General features: G+C 71.6%; 19 protein-coding genes. 7 read left to right on the forward strand and 12 right to left on the reverse strand.

Going from position 1 to position 16058, the window contains the following annotated elements; genetic code table 11:
* Positions 1 to 172: 172 nt before the first annotated feature.
* The 3 genes from ACIGXE_RS18290 to ACIGXE_RS18300 all read right to left on the reverse strand — a co-directional run bounded on the left by ACIGXE_RS18290 (position 173) and on the right by ACIGXE_RS18300 (position 4297).
* On the reverse strand, positions 173 to 1657 hold the full coding sequence (locus ACIGXE_RS18290) for a cellulase family glycosylhydrolase (protein ID WP_399748510.1): 1485 nt from the start codon (positions 1655 to 1657) through the stop codon (positions 173 to 175).
* A 90-nt stretch (positions 1658 to 1747) separates the two neighbouring features.
* Entirely contained in the window at positions 1748 to 2713 is a 966-nt protein-coding gene (locus ACIGXE_RS18295) for a zinc-binding dehydrogenase (protein ID WP_399748512.1), read from the reverse strand.
* Positions 2714 to 3085: 372 nt separating this feature from the next.
* Positions 3086 to 4297, reverse strand: a complete 1212-nt coding sequence (locus tag ACIGXE_RS18300; RefSeq protein WP_399748514.1) for an NADP-dependent malic enzyme — start codon at positions 4295 to 4297, stop codon at positions 3086 to 3088.
* 535 nt (positions 4298 to 4832) lie between these two features.
* Here ACIGXE_RS18300 and ACIGXE_RS18305 point away from each other — a divergent pair.
* Genes ACIGXE_RS18305 through ACIGXE_RS18315 form a run of 3 tightly spaced genes read left to right on the forward strand, consistent with a single transcriptional unit; the run spans position 4833 to position 7542 of the window.
* Positions 4833 to 5810, forward strand: coding sequence for an ABC transporter substrate-binding protein (locus ACIGXE_RS18305; protein ID WP_399748516.1), 978 nt, complete (start codon positions 4833 to 4835; stop codon positions 5808 to 5810).
* A gap of 32 nt (positions 5811 to 5842) precedes the next feature.
* Positions 5843 to 6784 carry an amino acid ABC transporter permease gene (locus ACIGXE_RS18310; RefSeq protein WP_399748518.1) on the forward strand — a complete coding sequence of 314 codons (942 nt, stop codon included), beginning with the start codon at positions 5843 to 5845 and terminating at the stop codon, positions 6782 to 6784.
* A complete protein-coding gene (locus ACIGXE_RS18315) occupies positions 6781 to 7542 on the forward strand; it encodes an amino acid ABC transporter ATP-binding protein (protein ID WP_399748520.1) in 762 nt (253 codons plus the stop codon). The genes ACIGXE_RS18310 and ACIGXE_RS18315 overlap by 4 nt, the downstream gene beginning before the upstream one ends.
* A 126-nt stretch (positions 7543 to 7668) precedes the next feature.
* Here the strand turns inward: ACIGXE_RS18315 and ACIGXE_RS18320 are convergent, their stop codons facing one another.
* The gene (locus tag ACIGXE_RS18320; RefSeq protein WP_399748522.1) at positions 7669 to 8442 is read right to left on the reverse strand and encodes a class I SAM-dependent methyltransferase; all 774 of its coding nucleotides are present in this window, start codon (positions 8440 to 8442) and stop codon (positions 7669 to 7671) included.
* 95 nt (positions 8443 to 8537) lie between these two features.
* Between ACIGXE_RS18320 and ACIGXE_RS18325 the strand changes: the two genes are divergently transcribed.
* Positions 8538 to 9167 (forward strand): CGNR zinc finger domain-containing protein, encoded by a 630-nt coding sequence (locus ACIGXE_RS18325; protein WP_399748524.1) that lies wholly within the window; start codon positions 8538 to 8540, stop codon positions 9165 to 9167.
* Here ACIGXE_RS18325 and sodX read toward each other — a convergent pair.
* Complete coding sequence (gene sodX / locus ACIGXE_RS18330) at positions 9071 to 9505, reverse strand: nickel-type superoxide dismutase maturation protease (RefSeq protein WP_399748526.1); 435 nt, start codon at positions 9503 to 9505, stop codon at positions 9071 to 9073. The genes ACIGXE_RS18325 and sodX overlap by 97 nt on opposite strands.
* 142 nt (positions 9506 to 9647) lie before the next feature.
* Here sodX and sodN point away from each other — a divergent pair, with 142 nt between their 5' ends.
* Positions 9648 to 10043, forward strand: a complete 396-nt coding sequence (gene sodN, locus ACIGXE_RS18335; protein ID WP_399748528.1) for a superoxide dismutase, Ni — start codon at positions 9648 to 9650, stop codon at positions 10041 to 10043.
* A gap of 90 nt (positions 10044 to 10133) precedes the next feature.
* On the opposite strand, the gene ACIGXE_RS18340 is transcribed toward sodN, so the two are convergent.
* From ACIGXE_RS18340 to ACIGXE_RS18350, 3 genes are read right to left on the reverse strand one after another with little or no spacing between them, the layout of a single operon-like run.
* Positions 10134 to 10595 carry a GNAT family N-acetyltransferase gene (locus tag ACIGXE_RS18340; RefSeq protein WP_399748530.1) on the reverse strand — a complete coding sequence of 154 codons (462 nt, stop codon included), beginning with the start codon at positions 10593 to 10595 and terminating at the stop codon, positions 10134 to 10136.
* The gene (locus tag ACIGXE_RS18345) at positions 10592 to 11092 is read right to left on the reverse strand and encodes a hypothetical protein (RefSeq protein WP_399748532.1); all 501 of its coding nucleotides are present in this window, start codon (positions 11090 to 11092) and stop codon (positions 10592 to 10594) included. The genes ACIGXE_RS18340 and ACIGXE_RS18345 overlap by 4 nt, the downstream gene beginning before the upstream one ends.
* Entirely contained in the window at positions 11089 to 12042 is a 954-nt protein-coding gene (locus tag ACIGXE_RS18350) for a LysR substrate-binding domain-containing protein (RefSeq protein ID WP_399748534.1), read from the reverse strand. Before ACIGXE_RS18350 ends, ACIGXE_RS18345 begins: the two co-directional genes overlap by 4 nt.
* A 190-nt stretch (positions 12043 to 12232) precedes the next feature.
* On the opposite strand from ACIGXE_RS18350, the gene snpA reads away from it, so the two are divergent.
* Positions 12233 to 12874, forward strand: a complete 642-nt coding sequence (snpA, locus tag ACIGXE_RS18355; RefSeq protein WP_399748536.1) for a snapalysin — start codon at positions 12233 to 12235, stop codon at positions 12872 to 12874.
* Between the two features lie 45 nt (positions 12875 to 12919).
* The gene (locus ACIGXE_RS18360; protein WP_399748538.1) at positions 12920 to 13378 is read left to right on the forward strand and encodes a group II truncated hemoglobin; all 459 of its coding nucleotides are present in this window, start codon (positions 12920 to 12922) and stop codon (positions 13376 to 13378) included.
* A gap of 33 nt (positions 13379 to 13411) precedes the next feature.
* Here the strand turns inward: ACIGXE_RS18360 and ACIGXE_RS18365 are convergent, their stop codons facing one another.
* The 4 genes from ACIGXE_RS18365 to ACIGXE_RS18380 form a co-directional block, all read right to left on the reverse strand.
* On the reverse strand, positions 13412 to 13831 hold the full coding sequence (locus ACIGXE_RS18365; protein WP_399748540.1) for a DUF6304 family protein: 420 nt from the start codon (positions 13829 to 13831) through the stop codon (positions 13412 to 13414).
* 42 nt (positions 13832 to 13873) lie between these two features.
* Positions 13874 to 14191, reverse strand: coding sequence for a hypothetical protein (locus tag ACIGXE_RS18370; RefSeq protein WP_399748542.1), 318 nt, complete (start codon positions 14189 to 14191; stop codon positions 13874 to 13876).
* Positions 14192 to 14217: 26 nt separating this feature from the next.
* Positions 14218 to 14802, reverse strand: coding sequence for a dihydrofolate reductase family protein (locus ACIGXE_RS18375; protein WP_399748544.1), 585 nt, complete (start codon positions 14800 to 14802; stop codon positions 14218 to 14220).
* A gap of 96 nt (positions 14803 to 14898) precedes the next feature.
* Positions 14899 to 15948 (reverse strand): family 2 encapsulin nanocompartment cargo protein polyprenyl transferase, encoded by a 1050-nt coding sequence (locus ACIGXE_RS18380; RefSeq protein WP_399748546.1) that lies wholly within the window; start codon positions 15946 to 15948, stop codon positions 14899 to 14901.
* Between the last annotated feature and the right edge of the window lie 110 nt (positions 15949 to 16058).

A 16058-nucleotide genomic window follows, 5' to 3' on the forward strand; every position in this document is an offset into this window, starting at 1 on the left:
GGTGGCGTCCTCCACGAGCGAAGCGAAGTGGAGCACGCAGTCCGGACACCTCCCTCCCCCGCGGAGGCCCCGGACCCCGCGAACCCACGGGTGAAGGCCCAACACAGACGGCAGGCGTAAGCCCCCGGCCGGCCCCGCGCGTACACCCGTCAGCCCCCGACCGCCAACCCCCTCAGCCCCGCCGGACGTAAGCCCCCTCCACGCCGCCCGCCGCAAGGCCCACCTCGGCCGCAACGCCCACCTCGGCCGCAAGGCCCACCTCGGCCGCAAGGCCCGCACCCCCACCCGGCCGACGCACCGTCACCGTCACCCGCTCCCCCGGCGCCGCCAACACCACCGCCTTCCCCCGCTCGGGCCGGAGCACGATCGCCCTCCCCCGGACCGCGACCTGCCACGCGCCCGGGGGCAGGGAGAGTTCGGTGGCGTGGGAGCCGCGAGGGCCGGCGGAGTCGTACTCCAGGCGGTAGACGCCGGCCCCGGCGTCGTAGGCGTCGGCGCGGACCGTGCCGGCGACGGCCTCCGCGTAGGGCTCGGCGGTCAGTTCCTTGTTGGTGCGGAAGGCACCGGCGCCGTCCACCGCGCAGTAGCCGCCGCCGTAGCACCACTCCCAGCCCGCCCAGCCGGAGCTGTAGCGCCCGAGCGAGGCCATGGCCTCGCGGAAGAAGCGGTTCATGTTCGGCAGGGAGTTGTTGAGCGGTCCCCACTCGCCGACCACCACGGGGACCTTGTACTCCTTGGGGTACGCGGTCACGGCCTGCTCGTAGCTCTCGATCCAGCCGGCCGCGGGATCGTAGTCGGCGCCCGCCTCCATGGCGGTGTTGTAGAAGTGCGGGGCGTAGACGACCTTGGGGTCGTCGATGCGGCCGAGGCCGGTGGGGACGCCCTCGCCGACGATCGGGGTCGGCTCGACGAAGACCCAGCCGTCCCGGTCGGCCGAACGGACCGCGTCCGCAAGCCGGTTGTACATCGGCGTCAGCTGCTCGCGTTCGATCCGGCGGGCGGCGGTCGGCAGGTCCTCGCCCTCGCGCAGCTCGCCCATGGGCTCGTTGATCAGGTCGTAGCCCAGGACGGCCGGGTGGTTCCGGAAGCGCTCGGCGAGCACGCGCCACATCCGGGCCTGGGCGCGCCGCAGGTCCGGGTCCTCGTAGAGGTGGGTGAAGGCGCGCTGGACGGCCGGCTCGAAGTACTCGGCGAACCAGTCGTCGGGGTGCGGGGTGAAGGGCAGCCCGTCCGTCCGGGTGGCCCAGGCCGGGATGCCCCGGTGGCCGAACGCGGGCCCGAAGACGTCCTGGTGGGCGTCGAGGACCACGAGCACGTCGTACTTACGGGCCCAGCCCAGGATGCGTTCGATCTTCCGGAGGTACGCCTGGCTGTACCGGCCCGGCTGCGGCTCCAGGTCGTCCCAGAAGACCACCAGGCGGGCGAAGCCGAAGCCCTTGGCCCGCATGTCGCGGAAGTGCTTCTCGGTGATGCCGCTGAGCGCCTGCTCGCCGCGGTGGGCCTTGTCCGCGAGGTTCCAGCCGCGCAGGGTGAGCGCGCGGCCGCGGACGTCGGTGAGGGCGGGTATCCCGTCCCCGCCGCCGGAGTCGGCGTGAGCGGCCGTCGGGGCGAGCAGCGAGGCGAGAACGGCGCCCGCCACAAGGGTGGTTCGCAACAAGGGGACCTCCGGCACGACGATGGTGAGCGTTGTTCACGTTTCGTGTGCCGGAGATCCCATCAGCAGTACTGACGAGTCATCAAGAGGTCGTCACGAGTTGGTGAGGACGATCTTTCCGAAGAGGTCTCCCGACGCCATCTTCTCGAAGCCCTCGCGGGCCCGGTCGAGCGGCAGCACCTCGTCGATCAGCGGCCGCACTCCCGTCGCGGCGCAGAACGAGAGCAGGTCCTCCAGCTCGTCCTTGGAGCCCATGGTCGAGCCGACCACCTTCAGCTCCAGGAAGAAGATCCGGGTCAGCTCGGCGTGCGAGGGCCGGTCACCGCTGGTGGCACCGGAGATGACGAGGGTGCCGCCGGGGCGCAGCGACTTGACCGAGTGCGACCAGGTCGCGGCGCCGACGGTCTCGATGACCGCGTCCACGCGCTGAGGCAGGCGCACCCCGGGCTCGAAGGCGTCGACGGCGCCCAGCTCGACGGCCCGCTTCCGCTTGGCCTCGTCCCGGCTGGTGGCGAAGACCCGCAGGCCGGCGGCCTTGCCGAGGGCGATGGCGGCCGTGGCGACGCCGCCGCCCGCGCCCTGCACGAGGACCGAGTCCCCGGGCCGTACACCCGCGTTGGTGAAGAGCATCCGGTACGCGGTGAGCCAGGCGGTCGGCAGGCAGGCGGCCTCCTCGAAGGAGAGCTCCTTCGGCTTGGGCAGCACGTTCCAGCTGGGCACGGTGACCCGCTCGGCGAAGGTGCCCTGGTAGCGCTCGGTCAGGATGGAGCGCGGCTCGTCGGGGCCGACACCGTGTCCGGTCTGGCCGATGACGGAGTGCAGGACGACCTCGTTGCCGTGCTCGTCGATGCCCGCGGCGTCGCAGCCGAGGATCATCGGCAGCTTCTCCTCGGGAAGTCCGACCCCGCGCAGCGACCACAGGTCGTGGTGGTTGAGCGAGGCGGCCTTGACGGTGACGGTGGTCCAGCCGGGCCGCACCTCGGGCTCGGGGCGTTCCCCCAGTTCGAGGCCGTTCAGGGGCTGGTCGCGGTCGATTCGGGCAGCGTAGGCGGCGAACATGGGCCCGACATTAGGGGCCGACGCCGATCTCGCGGAACCACGCACCGGTGTGACGCATGTCAACCGGCCCCGATCCGGCTCGGCCGCACCCCCCGCAAGCCGTACCCCCCGACCGCAAGCCACACCCCTGGCCGCACCCAGCAAGCCGTACCCCCTCGGCCGCACCCTGACCGCAAGCCGCCCCCCTGGCCGCACCCCCAGCAAGCCGCACCCCCTGGCCGCGCCCCGCAAGCCGCACCCCGACCGCAAGCCACACCCCCGTACGCCACCCACGCCGTAACCCCTGGGCCGCACCCTCAGACCACACGAGAGGGCCCCGTACGTCTCCCGTACGGGGCCCTCTCGTGTGGGACGGCCGAAGTGGCTCCACCGTCAGCGGCGGGCGACGCCCTCCGCGCGGGCGGCGGCGGCGACCGCGGCCGCGACGGCCGGGGCGACCCGCTCGTCGAACGGCGACGGGATCACAAGGTCGGCGGCGAGCTGGTCGCCGACGACGCCGGCGATGGCGTCGGCCGCGGCGATCTTCATGCCCTCGGTGATCCGGGAGGCCCGGACCTGCAGCGCGCCGGCGAAGATGCCGGGGAACGCGAGGACGTTGTTGATCTGGTTCGGGTAGTCCGAACGGCCGGTGGCCACGACCGCCGCGTACTTGTGCGCGACGTCCGGGTGCACCTCGGGGTTCGGGTTGGCCATGGCGAACACGAAGGAGTTCGGCGCCATGGACGCGACCGCCTCCTCCGGGACCGTGCCGCCGGAGACGCCGATGAAGACGTCCGCGCCGGCGAGGGCGGTCTCCAGGGAGCCCGAGAGGCCCGCCTTGTTGGAGAGCTCCGCGATCTCGCGCTTGACGTCCGTCAGGTCCTCGCGGTCGGCGCTCACGATGCCCTTGCGGTCGGTCACCGCGACGTCGCCGATGCCGGCCTCCAGCAGGAACTTCGCGATGGCCACACCGGCCGCACCGGCGCCGGAGATGACCGCGCGCAGGTCGCCGAGGGTCCGGTCGGTCAGCTTCGCCGCGTTGCGGAGCGCGGCGAGGGTGACGATCGCGGTGCCGTGCTGGTCGTCGTGGAAGACGGGAATGTCCAGGCGCTCCTGGAGCTTGCGCTCGATCTCGAAGCACCGGGGCGCCGAGATGTCCTCCAGGTTCACGCCGCCGAAGGACGGGGCGAGCCGGACGACGGTCTCGACGATCTCGTCGGTGTCCGTGGTCGCGAGCGCGATCGGCACCGCGTCGACGCCGCCGAACTGCTTGAAGAGGATGGCCTTGCCCTCCATCACCGGAAGCGAGGCCTCCGGACCGATGTCGCCGAGGCCGAGCACGGCCGTGCCGTCGGTCACGACGGCCACGACCTGGGACTTCCAGGTGTAGTCGTTGACCAGCTCGGGCTGCTCCGCGATTGCCGTGCACACCTTGGCGACGCCGGGCGTGTACGCGAGGGACAGGTCGTCCTTGTCGCGCAGCGGCACCGTGGCCTGGATGGCCATCTTGCCGCCGCGGTGCAGCGCGAAGGCCGGATCGAAGGGCTCGCCGGGAGCCCCTTCCGTACCGCTGTCGCTGCGAGGATTGACGATCTCCGCTGCCATGTGGGTTGACCCCTTAAGTCTTCTTCATTTTGAGGGTGGCCACTCCCTGTTGAGGAGGTGGGCGGGTCCCGCGGCCGCCGTGTCTGGCAGCCGCGCGGGCGCGCCGCACAACGCGCCCTGAGCCCCGGATGAGGGGTGTAAGGATCCTTCTTACCGGACGGACGGGTCCGGAGACGAGTCGATACCGCATCGGTGATGCGACTCATACGTACTGCGACCGGGCGCAGACAGAGAACGACACGTCACTCGATGTCCCGATAGATGCATTCCCTACCCGAATAGCGGTGTTCGTGTCGTCCGAATGGCGAGATCGGCGGGATAATTTTCGGTGCGGGGAACACATCCCCGAAGAAGTTCCCCCTTGGGGGGACTGGTCTCCGACATTCCGGGACGTCCCGTTACCCGATTTTGACATCCGGGCCCATCGGATTGAGGCAGTCCGAATGGCAAGATGCGTGAATCACACGAGGTCGCGGCACTCGAAGGTGCGTGCGCGGCCTAAGGCAACTCCCTCACACGCCGGAGGAACCCGACCATGACCGCACGCTCCACGCGCTGTACGACCGTCGCCAAGACCCGCACCTCCCGTCTTGCCGCGGTCGCCGCCATCGCGGTCGCCGGCTCCATGCTGCTGACCGCCTGTGGCGACCAGACCGAGGGCGGCTCCACGAAGGAGGGCGGCTCCTCCTCCGCCGCCGCGAGCAAGGCCCCGCTCTTCTCGAAGCTCCCGGCCGACATCCAGAAGTCCGGCGTCATCAAGGTCGGCACGGACGCCACGTACGCCCCGATGGAGTTCAAGAAGGGCGAGCAGATCGTCGGCGTCGACCCCGACATCGCCGCCGCCCTCTCCAAGCAACTCGGTGTGACCTTCCAGTTCGAGAGCGGCACGTTCGACACCCTCCTCACCGCGCTGCCGACCGGGCGCACGAACATCGTCATGTCCTCGATGACCGACACCAAGGCCCGCCAGGAGGGTCTGGACGACAAGGGCAACAAGACCGGCACCGGCGTCGACTTCGTCGACTACTTCACCGCCTCCACCGGCATCCTGGTGAAGAAGGGCAACCCGGAGAACATCAAGTCCCTCGACGACCTGTGCGGCAAGAAGCTGGCGGTCCAGCGCGGCACCACGTACGAGCAGGCCGCCAAGGACCAGGCCGAGAAGTGCAAGAAGGAGGGCAAGCCGGCCCTCACCTTCGAGTCCTTCCCGACCGACGCCGAGGCCCAGACCCGCGTGAAGGCCGGCGGCGCCGTCGCCGACCTCAACGACTCGCCGGTCGCGGCCTACATCGCCCAGACGGCCGGTGGCGGCAACGACTTCGAGGCCATCGCCAACAAGACCGACGCGGGCTTCTTCGGCATCGCCGTCGACAAGAAGAACACCCAGCTGCGGGACGCCCTCGCCGCGGCCCTGGACGCGGCCATCAAGGACGGCAGCTACAAGGCCGCCCTCGACAAGTGGAACGCCGGGGACGGCGCCATCCCCGCGGCCAAGATCAACGGCGGCTCCTGACCCTCGTCCCGCAACACCGAAGGGCAGTCGCTGTGACTGACAAGATCGACAAGGTTCCGGCCGGGGCGTCCCCCGCCCCGGCGGGGACCCCGCCGGAGGCGATCAAGGCCATTCCGGTGCGCCACTACGGCCGCTGGATCGCCGGCGTCCTGGTCGTCGCCCTCCTGGCCCTGCTGGGCTTCGCCTTCTCGCAGGGCGACGTCCGCTGGGCCACCGTGCCGGAGAAGCTCTTCGACCCGAGCATCCTCTCGGGCCTGTGGCACACCATCCTGATCAGCGTGGCCTCGATGGCGCTGGGCCTGGTGCTCGGCATCGTCTTCGCGATCATGCGCCTCTCGAAGAACCCGGTGACCAACGGCGTCGCCTGGCTCTACATCTGGATCTTCCGGGGCACCCCGGTCTACGTCCAGCTGCTCATCTGGTTCAACCTCGCCCTGATCTTCCCGATCTTCAACATCGGGTTCTACAAGGACGAGATGACCGACGTCATGACCCCGTTCCTGGCAGCCCTCCTGGGCCTCGGCCTCAACGAGGGCGCCTACATGGCGGAGATCGTCCGCGCGGGCATCCAGTCCGTCGACGAGGGACAGACCGAGGCCGCGCACGCGCTCGGCATGTCCCAGGGCAAGACCATGCGCCGGGTGATCCTGCCGCAGTCGATGCGGGTGATCATCCCGCCGACCGGCAACGAGTTCATCAACATGCTGAAGACCTCGTCGCTGGTGGTCGCGGTCCAGTACCCGGACCTGCTGCGGGCCGCCCAGGACATCGCCTCCACCTCGTTCGCGGTGATGGAGATGTTCTTCGTCGCCTCGATCTGGTACCTCGTCCTGACGACGGTGTTCAGCATCGGCCAGTTCTACCTGGAGCGGCACTACGCGAAGGGATCGCTGCGCTCGCTGCCGCCGACGCCGTGGCAGAAGGTCAAGGCGAACCTCTCCCGACTCTCCAACCGTGAGGCGGTGGCCAAGTGACTGCCATGGTGAAGGCCGAGGGCGTCCACAAGTCCTACGGCGCCGCGCACATCCTCAAGGGCATCGACCTGGAGGTGCAGAACGGCGAGGTGTTCTGCCTGATCGGCCCGTCCGGTTCCGGCAAGTCCACCTTCCTGCGCTGCATCAACCACCTGGAGAAGATCAGCGCCGGCCGGCTCTCGGTCGACGGCGAGCTGGTCGGCTACCGCCAGAAGGGCGACAGGCTCTACGAGCTGAAGGACAGCGAGGTCGCGGCCCAGCGCCGGGACATCGGCATGGTCTTCCAGCGCTTCAACCTCTTCCCGCACATGACGGCCCTGGGCAACGTCATGGAGGCTCCGGTCCAGGTGAAGGGCGAGTCCAAGGCGGTGGCGCGCGAGCGCGCCGAGCGCCTGCTCGACCGGGTCGGCCTCGGCGACAAGATGGGGAACTACCCCTCGCAGCTCTCGGGCGGCCAGCAGCAGCGCGTGGCCATCGCCCGCGCGCTGGCGATGGAGCCGAAGCTGATGCTCTTCGACGAGCCGACCTCGGCCCTCGACCCGGAGCTCGTGGGTGACGTCCTGGACGTCATGCGCGACCTGGCGGAGTCGGGCATGACGATGGTCGTCGTCACGCACGAGATGGGCTTCGCCCGTGAGGTCGGCGACTCGCTGGTCTTCATGGACGGCGGCGTCGTCGTCGAGTCGGGCCACCCGCGGGACGTCCTGGGCAACCCGCAGCACGACCGGACGAAGGCGTTCCTGTCGAAGGTGCTGTAAGGCGCCACAGCGCTACGAAAGGGGCGGTACGGGCAAGAACCCGCACCGCCCCTTTCGCGTACGCCCACCGGCTGCGCGCCTCACGGACGCCCGCCGTACGCGCCTTTCACGTACGCCCGTCCCGGCTCAGCGCACGGCGAGGACCAGGCTGTCGGAGGGCGAGGCCCACACGGTCCGGGCCTCGGCGAAGCCGGCGGCGAGCAGGGTGTCGGCGTGCCAGCGGGGCGAGGGCGCGTCGCCGTCGGCGTGCTCGCCGTAGATCTCGAAGCGGCGGGCGGTCGGCCCGGCGAGGACCGGGTCCTTGGCGGCGAGCGCCCACCAGTCGGCCCAGTCGAGGACGCCGGCGGCCTTCTCGCGCTCCATGCGGGCGTGCCGCCGGTCGCGCTCGGCGGCGTTGATGCGGGGAGTGGCCTGGTCGATCATGTGGTCGGCGTTCATGAAGACGCCGCCTTCCCGCACGATGCCGGCGAGCTGCCCGTAGAGGGCGGCCAGGGGGTCGCTGTGCAGCCAGTGGAGGGCGGTGGCGGTCAGGACGGCGTCGTACGAGTCGTGGGGCAGCGCGTCGACCCACGCGGGGTCCTTGAGGTCGGCGGTCACGAAGGTGACGCGGTCGTCGCCGGCGAAGTACCCCTCGGCGATGGCGAGCAGGGCGGGGTCGAGGTCGACGCCGGTGCTCGTGGCGCGCGGGAACCGGGAGAGCAGCCGGTCCGTGATACTTCCCGTACCGCAGGCGAGGTCGAGCACGCGGGGCTCCGGCCCCACGAGCGCCTCGACCATGTCGAGCATGACGCCGAACCGCTCCTCGCGGTCGGGCATGTACCACTCCTGCTGGCGGTCCCAGCTCTGCTGCCAGGCCGCCCAGTCGGTTCCGGTCGTGTGCGCGTCCGTGCTGCCGGTCATGGCTCCGCCTCCACTGCCGTCGTAATACCCTCGAAGGGAAAGCGTCGCTTACCCTTTCCCGCCCCGACCCTAGCCCGCCGGAGTAAGGACTACAAGTGGAACTGGCCTATTACTCGGATTACGCCGTGCGTCTGGTCAACACCGAGGAGCCGGCCCGCAACAAGGACTCGCTCACCTCCGTCGAGGCGGTCCGGGAGCTCTTCGGCACGGCGTCGCAGATGGCCCGGCGTGCGACGGACGCCGACGTGACCCGCTTCCGTTCGGTACGCGGCCGGCTGCGCGCGGTCTTCACGGCCGCGGACGAGGGCGACCACACGGGAGCCGTGGACCTGCTGAACTCCCTGCTCCTGGAGTTCCCCGTCAGCCCGCAGATCTCCGGCCACGACTACCTCGACGAGGAGGGGCGGCCGCGCTGGCACATGCACCTCGCGGATCACCCGTCGAACGCGACCGCGGGCTACGCGGCCATCGCCGCGATGGGGCTCGCCTTCCACCTGACGGAGTTCGGCGCCGACCGCCTCGGCCTGTGCCAGGCGGCCCCGTGCCGCAACGCCTACCTGGACACCTCCACGAACCGCTCCCGGCGCTACTGCTCCGACCGCTGCGCCACCCGCGCCAACGTGGCCGCCTACCGCGCCCGCAAGCGCCAGGAGGCCCTCGACGCCGAACGCACCGGCCGCACGGAGGACAGCAGCCAGGAGACGACCACTCCGACCGACCGCTGACGCCCGGGGGTGACGGGCCGGTACCGCGCCCGCACCCGCCCGAGCACGAGCTGGTCGGGTACGACCCCGAACACCCGGCTGTCCCCCTCGGCGTCCGGATTGTCCCCGAGCACCCACCAGCCGGCGTCCCGCCGCTCGACGAGCCGTTTCACGATGAGCAGGTCCTGCTGCAGGGGATGCCGCAGCACGGCCACGTTCCCGGGCCGCAGCCGCGCGCCGTAATGCACGAACAGCTGATCGCCGTGGAGCAGCGTGGGCACCATCGACACCCCCGTCACCTCGGCGATCCCGAACGGGGCCCCGGACTCCCGCCCGGGCTCACGCCCCGATTCCACCATTCGACACCTCCCGGTCCGATCGTCCACGAGACCCATGGTGACCCTGGACTTTTGTCCTAAGCACCAGGGGGCACTCGCGAAAACAAGCTCCTCACCGAGTAATCTCCCACTTGAGAAGACGATCACGAGGAAGGACAGCAGCATGCTCTCCCGCCTGTTTGCCCCCAAGGTGAAGGTCAGCGCCCACTGCGACCTGCCCTGCGGCGTGTACGACCCGGCCCAGGCCCGCATCGAGGCCGAGTCGGTCAAGGCCGTCCAGGAGAAGATGACCGCCAACGAGGACCCGCACTTCCAGGCCCGCGCCACGGTCATCAAGGAGCAGCGCGCGGAGCTCGCCAAGCACCACGTCTCGGTGCTGTGGAGCGACTACTTCAAGCCCCCGCACTTCGAGAAGTACCCCGAGCTGCACGTGCTCGTGAACGACACCCTGAAGGCCCTGTCGGCGGCGAAGGCCTCGACGGACCCGAAGACGGGCGAGAAGGCGCTGGAGCTCATCGCCGAGATCGACCGCATCTTCTGGGAGACGAAGAAGGCCTGACCTTCCTCCCCACCCCGAAGGGGCCCGGCCGCCCGGCGGTCGGGCCCCTTCGGCGTATCCGGTCGCCGGCGCCTTCGACGCGGGGCCGGCTCAGTCCACCGGCAGGGAGAAGCGGCGCTTCTCCTTCGACGTGGCGCCCAGGCGGTCGTAGAAGCGGATGGCGCCGTCGTTCCAGGTCGGGGTCTGCCATTCGACGCGGGTGACGCCCAGGGCGCGGGCCTCCCTGCGGATCGCGGCCATCAGGAGGGCGCCCAGGCCGTGGCCACGGGCGGTCTCGGTGAGGTAGAGGCAGTCCATGTGGAGGTACTCGGCCGCCTCCCAGGTGGAGAGCTCCAGGGAGCAGGTCGCGTAGCCGGCGACGGTGCCGTCGGGGAGTTCCGCGACCAGGCAGCGCAGACGGGGGCTCTCCGTGGCGAAGAGGAGGCCGTGGAGGCGGGCGGCCAGGTCGGGGTGCGGCGGCGCGGCCTTCTCGTAGGCCGCGTGTTCGGCCGCGAGTTCGGCGACCCGCGGCAGGTCCTCGGGGTGGGCGCGGCGGGCGACGGGGACGGTCATCGGACCTCCCCCGCCAGGGCGTCCGCCGCCCACGCCGCCACCCGCTGCTCCGCGGGTCCCGTGCCGTCGAGGACGTGCCGGACGAAGGCCTCGCGTTCGTGGGCGAGGATCGCCGCCTCCCAGACGCAGGGGGCGAGCCCGGCGCGGCCCGGGCGGAGTTCGGCCGGGCGCCCGGCCGGGCCGGTCCAGATCGCGAGGTCCGCCATGTGGCCCTCGATCCAGCTGTGCACGAGGACGTAGTCGCCGTCTCCGCCCGCGTGCGCGATCAGCACCGCGAGGCCCAGCGAGCCCCGGTGGCGGCCCAGCGCCAGGTGGTCCTCCGCCAGGCGCAGGAAGGGGGCCAGCTCCGCCTCGCCCACCGTACGCCCGGGAGCCGCCAGGCCGTACGGCTTGAGGGTGTGGCCGGAGATCCGCCTCGGCCCCAACGGGCGGGCCTCGCGCGTGTGGTGGCCCTTCGACAACGCCATGACGGCGTCCCATTCCCCGTGATCGTTCATACCGTCATCATGCACGGTCCCGCCGTCCCGCCCGCGCGCAGCCACCGGCGGTACGGTGCCGCGCGCAGGGCCGCCTCGCGGTAGGCGGCGGCCAGTTCCGCGTACGGCCGGTCGAGCGGCACCCCCGGCGCCGCGTACAGCAGCAGCCGGACGGCCAGCGGGTCGCCGCGCAGGGGGCGGACGGCCATGTCCTCCCGCGGGACCGAGGTGGGCTGGCACGGGGCCACCGCCTCGCCGAGGGCGATGAGCGAGGCGGCGGTGTGGTAGTCGGCCTGCAGCACCGGCGGGTCGAGACCCGCCGCCGCCAGGACGCGGCGCAGGCCGTCCCATTCGCCGTCGACGGCCGGGTCGACCGTCCAGCGGTCGTGGGCCAGGTCGGTGAGGTCGACGACCTCGTGGCCGGCCGCCGGGTGGTCGCGGGCCATGGAGACGAACTGCGGCTCGCGCTCCACCAAAACGCGGCCTTGGAGGCCGTCCGGGACGCGCAGCGGGCAGCCCTCGACCTCGTGGACGAAGGCCAGGTCGAGCTGTCCGGCGGCCGCCGTGCGGAGCAGGGCGTTGGCGGAGACGTCCACGCGCAGCGCGATGTCGGTGCCCGGCTGCCCCTGCCGGAGCCGGCGCAGCCAGCCCGGCAAGGCGCGGCTGGCCGTGGAGCCCACGCGGAGCGCCAGGCCGCCGGTGCGGGCCGCGGCGGCCCGCGTCTCGGCGATCAGCGCCGCCAGGCCTTCGACGAGCGGGCGGGCCCGGCTGAGCACGCTGCGACCGAGCGGCGTGGGGTGGCAGCCGGTGCGGCCGCGGGAGAAGAGCTCGGCGCCCAGGGCGTTCTCGATGCGGCGGAGCTGGGTCGTCAGCGAGGGCTGGCTGACGCCGAGTTGGCGGGCGGCCTTGTGCAGGCTGCCGGTGTCCGCGATGGCGCAGAGCGCCCGCAGGTGCCTCACCTCCAGCTCCATGGTCAGAGGTTAGGGGCGCTTTCGGGACTCGCGCCAGACCACCCCGTCGATTCGCACGATGCGCCAACTCGCTTGGCCACAGGGCTTGTTGGAGGGCAGGTGATGCGATCGTGTTATCGGCGGATGACATCATTCCCCACCCGCCCCGGCTCCCCCGACACTCTCCTCAACCCCACAGGAGGAGCCCCCCATGCGTCATCCGAAGGTCCTCACGTCCCTGCTCACCGCCGCCCTCGGTGCCGGCCTCACCCTCTCCCTCGGCGCCGCCCCGGCCTCCGCCGACCAGCCGGCCGACCGGTCGTACGCGGCCTACGCCGGTTCGGCCGAGGAGGCCAGGGCCAACCAGGCGTTCTTCGACGCCGTCGTGAAGTCGGTCGCGAAGAAGCGGGCCGCCACGCCTGGTGCCACCGCCGTCACCGTGGTCTACAGCGCCGCCAACGCACCCAGCTTCCGCACCCAGATATCCCGTTCCGCGCAGATCTGGAACAGCTCCGTCGTCAACGTCCGCCTCGTGGAAGGAAGCAACGCCGACTTCGCGTACTACGAGGGCAACGACTCCCGCGGCTCGTACGCGAGCACCGACGGGCACGGCAACGGCTACATCTTCCTCGACTACCGGCAGAACCAGCAGTACAACTCCACTCGCGTCACCGCCCACGAGACCGGACACGTCCTCGGTCTCCCCGACCACTACAGCGGCCCGTGCAGTGAGCTGATGTCCGGCGGCGGCCCCGGCACGTCCTGCCAGAACGCGTATCCGAACTCCCAGGAGCGGTCGCGCGTCGACCAGTTGTGGCGCTACGGGCTCGCCACGGCCTTCAAGGCGGGCTAAGCGAGCCGGGGGTGAGGAGCGGGGCCGCTTGGTAGCGTGCGGGGCATGCCCGATGAGCGGAGCACCACCCTGTACGAGGCCGTGGGCGGCGCCGAGGCGCTGCGCAGGCTCTCCGACACCTTCTACGAGGCGGTCCTCGCGGACCCCCTCCTCGCCCCCGTCTTCGCCGACTTCACCCCCACCCATGTCGAACACGTCGCGGTGTGGCTGGCCGAGGTCTTCTCCGGTCCGGCCGACTTCACGGCGCGCCACGGCGGCCATCACGCCCTGCTGACCGCGCACCTCGGACTCGGCATCACCGAGGAGCAGAGGCTGCGCTGGATGGAGCTGATGACGGCGGCCGTGGAGAAGGAGCTGCCGGACGACGCACTGCTGCGCCGCCGGGTGGTGGAGTACTTCGACTGGGGAACCCGGATCGCCAAGGACGTCTCGGCCTCGGCGCCGGGTACGGATCTGGGCGAGCCCGGGCCCACGCCCCGCTGGGGCTGGGACGGTCTCGCCTAGCGGTCCCTCAGGGGGACGGGGCCCTGCCGTCCGTCACGCCGCCTGCGGCAGCCTCCGGCCGAACTCCGTGCCCGGCGGCAGCTGGCGGCGGACCCGGTTCAGGGCCTCCTCGAAGTCGCCGCCCGCGACGCCCGACTCGTAGGCGGCGCCGCCGTAATGGAGGGTGAGGCTGAGGTCGGCGCGCTCGCCGAGGGTCAGCAGGCAGCTGAGCGTGGCCTGCTGGGCGGTGCCGTCCGTGAGGACGGGGAGCGGGAGGTCCCACTCCAGGACGCACCCGGTGAGGGCCTGCCCGCCCTCGTCCGCGGCGCTCAGCGCGGCGAAGCTCGCGCCCGTGTACTCGATTCCCCTGATGCGGGTGGCGACCCGGCTCCCGTCGGCCGTGATGACGATCGCTTCCGCACCACGGCGGTCCCGGTACCAGCCGGTCCAGACTTCTGTCGACTCCGATGACATGCGCGGACTGTAGCGGTATGACCGGCTCCGGCGCGCGGCCGGTCACCCTGGGGCCGGACTTCTCCCGGTCTCGTCGTTCTTGCCGGTCACGTGCGTGGTCGTGGCTTCCGCACCGTCGTCCGCGGCGGTTGCCGCACCGTCACCCCCGCCGGCCCGGGAGGCCTCCGCGGAGCCGTCCTCTCCGTGCTCGGGCTCGTACAGCTCGCACCGCGGGTTGCGGCAGGGCTGCACCTCCCACTCCGGCACCCAGGCCCCCAGGACCTTGTGCCGCTTCGCGAGCACGTGACGGGGCTCCCCGCAGGCCGGGCAGGGGTGCTCGGCCCGGGGGTCCCGTGTGGTGTGCGGCGCCAGGTCGGCCATGTCTCCAGCCTAGGGCGCGGCCCCCGTCACCGCTTCCTGGTGTACGTCCGCACGACGACCCCGTTGCCGAAGCTCCGCACGTCCGCGAGCGCGAAGTCGCGGATGCCGAAGCCGGTGCCGAACATCGGCGTTCCGGAGCCGTAGACCTGCGGGTAGGACTTGATGACGAGCTCGTCGATCTCGTCGACCAGCTGACCCGCGACCTGGCCGCCGCCGCAGAGCCAGATGTCCAGCGAGCTGTCCTCGGCCTTGAGCTCGCGCACCCTCGCGGCGAGGTCGTCGGCGATCAGCTCGACGTTCGGGTCGGGCGACTCGGTGAGCGAGCGGCTCGCGACGATCTCGCGCAGATGGGCGTACGGGCTGGTGATGCCGGCGTCCAGGGCGAGGCGGTACGAGCCGAGGCCCTGGATCACCGTGTCGAAGCGCTTGTTGGGCACGCCCGCGAGGCCGACGGCCTCCCGGAAGGCGGTGGGGATCGTGTCCGGGTATTCGGTGTTCATGAAAGCGGCGTACTCCTCGTCCATGAACTGGAACATGGAGGAGGCGTCGCCATGGGGGTCGCCGATGAAGCCGTCGAGGGTGCAGGCGACGTAGTACGTGAGCTTGCGCAAACCGGGATCTCTTTCCCTAGGGGGCGTGGTGCATGCTGACCACTGCATCCATAGTGCTTCAGTTGTAGTGGTTGCGCAAGCCCCTTTTCGAAAGACTCAGCGAGTGCGCCGCGTCACGAACTCCGCGAGCGCCAACAGATCCCCGGCCGCCGACAGGTCCGGCACCGCACGGGAGAGTTGCTCCACCGCCCGGGCCATCCGCTCCGCCGCCTGGTTCTGCGCCCAGTCCCGGCCACCGGCCCGCTCCACCGCGTCCGCCGCGGCCCGCACCGCCTCGGCGTCGAGCACCGGGCGGGCGTAGAGCTCGGCCAGCTCCTCCCCCGCCGGGGTGCCCGAGGCGAGCGCCGCGACCACGGGCAGCGACTTCTTGTGGGCGGCGAGGTCGGCGCCGGCCGGCTTGCCCGTGCGCCCCGGGTCGCCCCAGATGCCGATCAGGTCGTCGATCAGCTGGAACGCGAGTCCGGCCTCGCGGCCGAACGCGTCCATCGCCGCGACCGCCTCCTCGCCCGCCCCCGCGTAGAGCGCGCCGAGCGCGCACGCGCAGCCGAGCAGGGCGCCGGTCTTCGCGGTGGCCATGGCGGTCACCTCGTCCAGGGACACCTCGCGCGGACCGCGCTCCTCGAAGGCGCAGTCCGCCTGCTGGCCCGCGCAGAGCTCGATGACGCAGGCGGCGAGCCGGGCCGAGGCCGCGCCGGCGGCCGGGTGCGGGTCCTCGGCCAGCAGCCGCAGCGCGAGCGCGTTCATGGCGTCGCCCGCGAGCAGCGCGTCCGGAATGCCGAAGACGGCCCAGGCCGTCGGTCGGTGACGGCGCGTCGGATCCTCGTCGATGATGTCGTCGTGGAGCAGGGTGAAGTTGTGCGCCAGCTCCACCGCCGCTGCCGCCCGCACCGCGGGCGCCGGGTCGGCGCCGAAGGCGCGGGTCGCGGCGAGCACCAGGGCGGGCCGGAGGACCTTGCCGCCCGCCCCGCTCGTCGGGGTGCCGTCCGCCTCCTCCCAGCCGAAGTGGTACGCGGCGATACGCCGTATCTGCCCCGGCAGGGACGCGACGGTCGTCCGCAGCTGGGGGTCGACGACGCCGCGCGCCCGGTCCAGGAGCAGCACGGCGCCCTGTTCTCCGGTCGTGGTCTCCGCGCTGGTCGCGGTCATGTTCGCAGTCACCTTCCTCGCGGGGCCCTGCACGGGCCCGGGGTTCGCGGTCCTCGGACGGGGAGGGAGGGGTGGGGGCCCGTCGGCCCGGCCCCCACCCCGGGGGCGCC

This window comes from Streptomyces sp. NPDC053431 (assembly GCF_044544925.1).
Lineage (GTDB): Bacteria > Actinomycetota > Actinomycetes > Streptomycetales > Streptomycetaceae > Streptomyces.